Source organism: Sutterella sp. KLE1602, assembly GCF_001578585.1.
GTDB classification, from domain to species: Bacteria; Pseudomonadota; Gammaproteobacteria; order Burkholderiales; family Burkholderiaceae_F; genus Sutterella; species Sutterella wadsworthensis_A.
The window spans coordinates 1-6,084 of record NZ_KQ968514.1; the positions used below are offsets into that span (position 1 = coordinate 1).

Here is a 6,084-nt window from a genome sequence, read left to right on the forward strand (position 1 = left end):
GAGGATCAAAAGTCCTCACCCCTATCCGATTTCATACCGTGTCCTAGTGGGCATCCATGTGGGCCTTGAGCGCGCGGCCCGTATGGGTGTTCGTGGAGGTGAGCGTCTCGGGAGTGCCCGCGGCCACGACTCTGCCGCCGTTGGCTCCGCCCTCGGGGCCCATGTCGACGATCCAGTCGGCCTGCGCCATCAGGTCGAGATTGTGCTCGACGACAATCACCGTGTTGCCTGCGTCGACGAGGCGCTTGAGCACGCCGATGAGCTTGTCGACGTCGGCCATGTGCAGGCCCACCGTCGGTTCGTCAAGCACGTAGAGCGTGTGCGGACTCTTGCGTCCCCTGGTGGAGACGGAATCCTTGACCTTGGTGAGCTCGCTCACGAGCTTGATGCGCTGCGCCTCGCCGCCGGAAAGCGTGGGTGAGGGCTGGCCAAGCGTGAGGTAGCCCAGACCGATGTCCTGAAGGAGCTTGAGCGGGTGTGCGATCGTCGGCATCGAGTTGAAAAACTCGACTGCTTCATCGACCTGCATCTGCAGGATTTCTCCGATGTTTCGATCCTTCCAGGTGACGGCCAGCGTTTCCTGATTGAAGCGTGCGCCGTGGCACACCTCGCAGGGGACCTTGACGTCAGGCAGGAACGACATCTCGATTGTGCGCAGTCCCTGTCCGGCGCAGGCTTCGCAGCGGCCGCCCTCGTTGTTGAAGGAGAAGCGTCCCACGCCGTAACCCCGAGCCTTGCCTTCATTCGTGCCTGCAAAGAGCGCGCGGATTTTGTCAAAGAAGCCGACGTAGGTGGCGGGACACGATCTCGGCGTCTTGCCGATGGGGGTTTGATCCACTTCCAGAACACGCGCCACCGGTTCGCGGCCCGTGATTATGTCGCATCCCTTCCACTTCGCCTTGCTCGGATCGGAGCCGAGATTGCCGATCAGATTTTCAAAAAGCACTTCACGGGTCAGAGTGGACTTGCCGGAGCCGGAGACGCCCGTCACGACGGTCAGGCGGTTGAGCGGGAATTCCACGACTCCGCCTGCCAGATTGTGCATGCGGGGATTGATCACCGACAGCTTCGGGTCTGTCTCGGGATTGAAGGGACGGCTGGCAAAATGCCTGTGCTTGCTCGGATTTCTCAGGTATTCACCCGTAAGTGAGCGCTCGCACTTCATGATGTCGTCAACCGTGCCCTCGGCAACGAGTTCGCCGCCTCGAACGCCGGAGCCGGGACCGATGTCGATGATATGGTCCGCCTGACGGATCGTGTCCTCGTCATGCTCGACGACGAGCAGCGTGTTGCCCTGGTGGGTGAGCCGGTCGATGGCGTCAAGAAGGATGCGGTTGTCTCGAGGATGCAGTCCTATCGTCGGCTCGTCGAGCACGTAGCAGACACCCCTGAGGTTGCTGCCGAGCTGTGCGGCCAGACGAATGCGCTGGGCTTCACCGCCGGAAAGCGTCGGCGCGCTGCGGTCGAGCGTGAGGTATCCGAGTCCCACTTCCTGAAGGAAGGAGAGGCGAGACAGGATCTCGGCGACCGCGTCGTGAGCAATGGCCGCCTCGCGTCCTTCGAGCCTGAGGTTTCGGAAGAACTCCTCCACGCTGTCGATCGTCATTGCACCGAAGTCCGAAATGCTTCTGTCGTGCCAGCGCACCGCCCTTGCAACGGGATTCAGACGAGTCCCCAGACAGTCGGGGCAAAGCTCCGCCCCCTCCGTGTCGCTGAGGTCGGTGTTGAAGTCCTCCTTCTTTTTCTGCGCCTTCTTGAGCGCCGAAGTGATGAGACCGTAGCCTGAGCACTTCGGACACGCGCCTGCGCTCGAGTTGTAGGAGAAAAGCTTCGGATCCAGAGCAGGGAAGCTCTTGAGGCAGGAGGGGCAGGCTGCGAGCGTCGAGTAGAAGACGTCCTGTTCGAGCAGACCTGTCGTCGGTTCGTCGGGAAGCGAACGCGTCACAAGCAGGCGACCGTGCCCGTGAAGGAGCGCGGCGGCCACGATCTTTTCCAGCGCTTGCTCGTCGGCACCGCATATCCCGACGGCAAGCTCGAGCTCGTGTTCCGAATAACGGGCGAGCGAAGGGATTTTGAGGGATATATCGATATATGCTCCATCGATGCGCATGATCCTGTGTCCGGCGACTGCGGCCGCCTCCATTTCCGCTCTGAAGATGCCCTTCTGGCGACGCACGATCGGCGCAAGCACGGCGATTTGGTCCGAGCCGAAGTCGCGGCGGATTGCCTTGATGATGTCGTCGTGGGACTGGGGGCTTGCCGGGATGCCGCAGTCCGGGCAGTACTGGGTGCCTAGCTTGACGAAAAGCAGGCGGAGGAAATGCAGGAGTTCCGTCGTCGTGCCGACGGTTGAGCGCAGGCCACCGCGCGAGGTACGCTGCTCAATGGCAACCGTGGGCGGAATGCCGCGGATTGAGTCGACCTCGGGGGCGGGAGCGGGCTGGACCATGCTTCGCGCATAGGCATTGAGGCTTTCAAGATAACGCCTCTGTCCTTCCGCGAAGACGAGGTCGAAGGCAAGCGTCGACTTGCCGGAGCCCGAGGGGCCCGTGACAACCGTGAACTTGTCCCGGGGAATCGTGACCGAGAGATTCTTGAGGTTGTGCTCCCTGGCGCCCTGAATGACGATCCGGGTGTTGTCCTCGGGGGCGCTGAGCTTCATCGGCGGGAAGTTGAAGAAGCTTTCCCGGGAGACTTCCTGCCCGTCAAGGACGTTTCGCCAGTCCCTGAGTGCGCGTCCCGTGAAGGAGCTGACCTCCTTGACGATCTGGTCGGGCGTGCCTTCGAAGACCACGAGGCCGCCCTGACGTCCGCCGGCGGGACCGAGTTCAATGATCCAGTCGGCCGTATTGAGGACGTCAAGGTTGTGTTCGATCACCAACACCGAATGTCCGAGGCAGATCAGTTCGTTAAATACGCAAACGAGCGTCGCCGTGTCGCCAAAGTGCAGTCCTGTCGTCGGTTCGTCGAAGACGAAGAGCTTCCCTGCGCTGTAGCCGCAGCGACGTCCGAGCGAAAGCCCCTCGGAGAGGGTGCCTGCGAGCTTGAGGCGCTGGCGTTCGCCGCCGGAAAGCGTGGTCAGCGGCTGCCCGAGCTTCAGATAGCCGAGGCCCACTTTGCAAAGCTGTTGGATTCCCCAGGTGATGCTGGGGTATTCAAAGAAAAGTCGCGTGGCTTCATCTGCCGTCATGTCTAGCACGTCGGCGATGCTGTAGTCGCGGTCGTCCGAGAGACGGATCTTCACCTCCAGAGTAGAGTCCTTGTAGCGCTTGCCGCCGCAGGCGGGGCAGGGCAGATAGACGTCCGAGAGGAACTGCATCTCGATGTGTTCGAAGCCGGCGCCGCCGCAGGTCGGACAGCGTCCCTTGCCGGAGTTGAACGAGAAGTCGCCGACGCTGAGCCCCAGATGGCGGGCCATGGGCGTGGCCGCAAAAAGCGATCGGATGCCGTCGAAGCTGCCGACGTAGCTCACGGGGTTCCCGCGGGTTGTGCGCCCGATGGGACTCTGGTCGACGTAGATCACATCATGGGGAATGCATCCCGCCAGTCCGTCGAACTTGCCGGGCTGGTCGGTGCTTTTGCCGGACTTGCGCTTAAGGGCGGGCACGAGGATGTCGGAGACGAGCGTCGATTTGCCCGAACCCGAGACGCCTGCGATGGCGACGATGGCCCCCATCGGAATGGCCACGTCGATGTGGCGGAGATTGTGTTCTGATGCACCCTTGATGATCAGGCGGGGCCTGTCGGCCGTCACGAATTCTGGATCGGGACGCCGCACGCGCCTGCGGCCCGACAGGTAGTCGCCTGTCAGGGTGCCAGCGTCGAGCACTTCACGCGTGCTGCCGTCGAAGATGATCCGGCCGCCGTCCGTGCCCGACCCCGGGCCCATGTCGATGAGGCGGTTTGCAGCGAGCATGACCTGAGGGTCATGCTCCACGACGACAAGCGTGTTGCCCGCTTCGGTCAGGCGGCGCATGATGCGGTTGACGCGATGCATGTCGCGCGGATGCAGGCCGATGGAAGGTTCGTCCAGAACAAACAGCGTGTTGACGAGGGCCGTGCCCAGTGCCGTCGTGAGGCTCACGCGCTGCACTTCACCGCCCGAGAGCGTGCGGCTCTGTCGGTCGAGCGTCAGGTAGCCGACGCCCACGTCGCAAAGGAACGTCAGGCGCGAGCAGATTTCGTCCAGCAGCATCTGCTCGGATTCGTCGGCGCGTGCGCGGCGTTTTTTGAAGAAGTCCCGCAGGTCTTCGATCGGGAGCGTCATGAGCTCGTGGTAGTTGAAGCCGGGCAGCTTCGCGTAGGCACGGTCGGAAAGGGTCATGCCGATCGGCTTGAAGACGCCGCCTTCGATGGTCTTTGCAAGCACGAGCTGCTTTTCCTCGAGGGTGCCGTATCGCCAGAAGAGCGACGGCTGCTTCAGGTGGGAGCCGCGGCACGAGGGGCACTCCGTGTAGGAACGGTAGCGTGACAGCAGCATGCGGACGTGCATCTTGTAGGCCTTGCTCTCGAGCCATTCGAAAAAGCGATTGATGCCGTACCACTGCGTGCGCCAGTTGCCCGTCCAGTCCTCGCCGCCCTCCCAGACCCAGCGCTTCTCCTCAGCCGTGAGCTTTTTGTAGGGCGTGTTGGTGCGAATGCCGCGCACGGCGGCGTAGGCAAGCATCTCCTGCTGGCATTCGTTGAAGGACTTTGTCGTCCATGGCTTGACGGCTCCCTCCTCGAGGGTTTTCGAGGGATCGGGGATCACGAGCGACGGATCCACCGTAATGATGCGGCCGAAGCCCCTGCATTTCTCGCAGGCGCCTACGGGAGAATTGAAGCTGAAGAGAGAAGCGGAGGGCTGGGAAAAGGACTTGTCGCAGTCTGCGCAGCCAAACCCCTTCCTGTAGGGGGCGAGCGGCGTCGAGCCTTCTTCGGTCTTGATGAGGACAGCCATCGCGCCGGCTCCCTTGTCAAGGGCCTGCTCGATCGCCTCGATCGCGCGCGACCGCTCGACGGATGATGCGCGGAAGCGGTCCGCCACGACCGTGAGAATCGTGCCGTCCTTGACGGCGCGGCGAGATTCGATGCGGGTGAACCCCTGTGCCGACAGACCTGTCTCGGCCGTTTCCAAGGCAAGCGCCTTGGGCACCTTCATGTCGAACGTGACGAGAACCCTGCTGTCCAGCCCCTCGGGCATTCCCGCGAGGCGCTTGAGCACGTCGTCCCAGATGCTCTGGGGCGTGTGCTCGACGACGCGTCGGCCGCATTTGGGGCAGTAAAGCTCTGCATGATGGGCGAAGAGCAGCTTTATGTGGTCGTTGAGTTCCGTCATCGTGCCCACCGTCGATCGCGACGTGCGCACAGTGCTGTTCTGGTCGATGGCGATCGCAGGCGGCACGCCGTCGATTCGATCGACATGCGGGCGGTCCATGCGGTCGAGGAACTGGCGCGCATACGGGCTGAAGGTCTCGACGTAGCGGCGCTGCCCCTCCGCATAAAGCGTGTCAAAGACAAGCGAGCTCTTGCCTGAGCCCGAAAGGCCCGTCACGACAGTGAAGTCTCCGGTGCGCAGGTCCAGATCGATGTTCTTCAGGTTGTTCTGTCTGGCTCCGCGGATGCGGATCAGGCCGTTGTTCGATGCGGTGTCGGTCATGCTCTTTCAGTCTGGGTTGTAAGATGCTTTCCGCAGACTACCGCAAGCAGGAGGAAAAGTGACGCCCGTCAGCCTCAAGAATGCCGGTGGGATGGGTTAATTACAAACAGTTACATTCTTGCCTTCGCTTTTCTGAAAAGTATGGTATAGTTCTGCTTCTCCACTTCTAGTGGGGGATTAGCTCAGCTGGGAGAGCGCTTGCATGGCATGCAAGAGGTCAGCGGTTCGATCCCGCTATCCTCCACCACGATTAAGGTCCCTATCGTCTAGAGGCCTAGGACACGACCCTTTCACGGTCGGTACCGGGGTTCGAATCCCCGTGGGGACGCCAGTTTCAAAGCCCGTCAGGTTAGCGCCTGGCGGGCTTTTGGCTATTTATGAGAGGGTATGATTTTTCAACCCTTTCAAAGTCTGGGGGATTAGCTCAGCTGGGAGAGCGCTTGCAT

General features: G+C 61.8%; 1 protein-coding gene and 2 tRNA genes. 2 read left to right on the forward strand and 1 reads right to left on the reverse strand.

What is annotated here, in order from left to right:
* Positions 1-43 precede the first annotated feature (43 nt).
* Positions 44-5,638: an excinuclease ABC subunit UvrA gene (uvrA, locus tag HMPREF3036_RS03600; RefSeq protein ID WP_062331640.1), complete on the reverse strand. Its 5,595-nt coding sequence runs from the start codon at positions 5,636-5,638 to the stop codon at positions 44-46.
* Positions 5,639-5,809: 171 nt separating this feature from the next.
* On the opposite strand from uvrA, the gene HMPREF3036_RS03605 reads away from it, so the two are divergent.
* A tRNA-Ala gene (locus HMPREF3036_RS03605) sits at positions 5,810-5,885 on the forward strand.
* 8 nt (positions 5,886-5,893) lie between these two features.
* Positions 5,894-5,969, forward strand: a tRNA-Glu gene (locus HMPREF3036_RS03610).
* Positions 5,970-6,084: the final 115 nt, after the last annotated feature.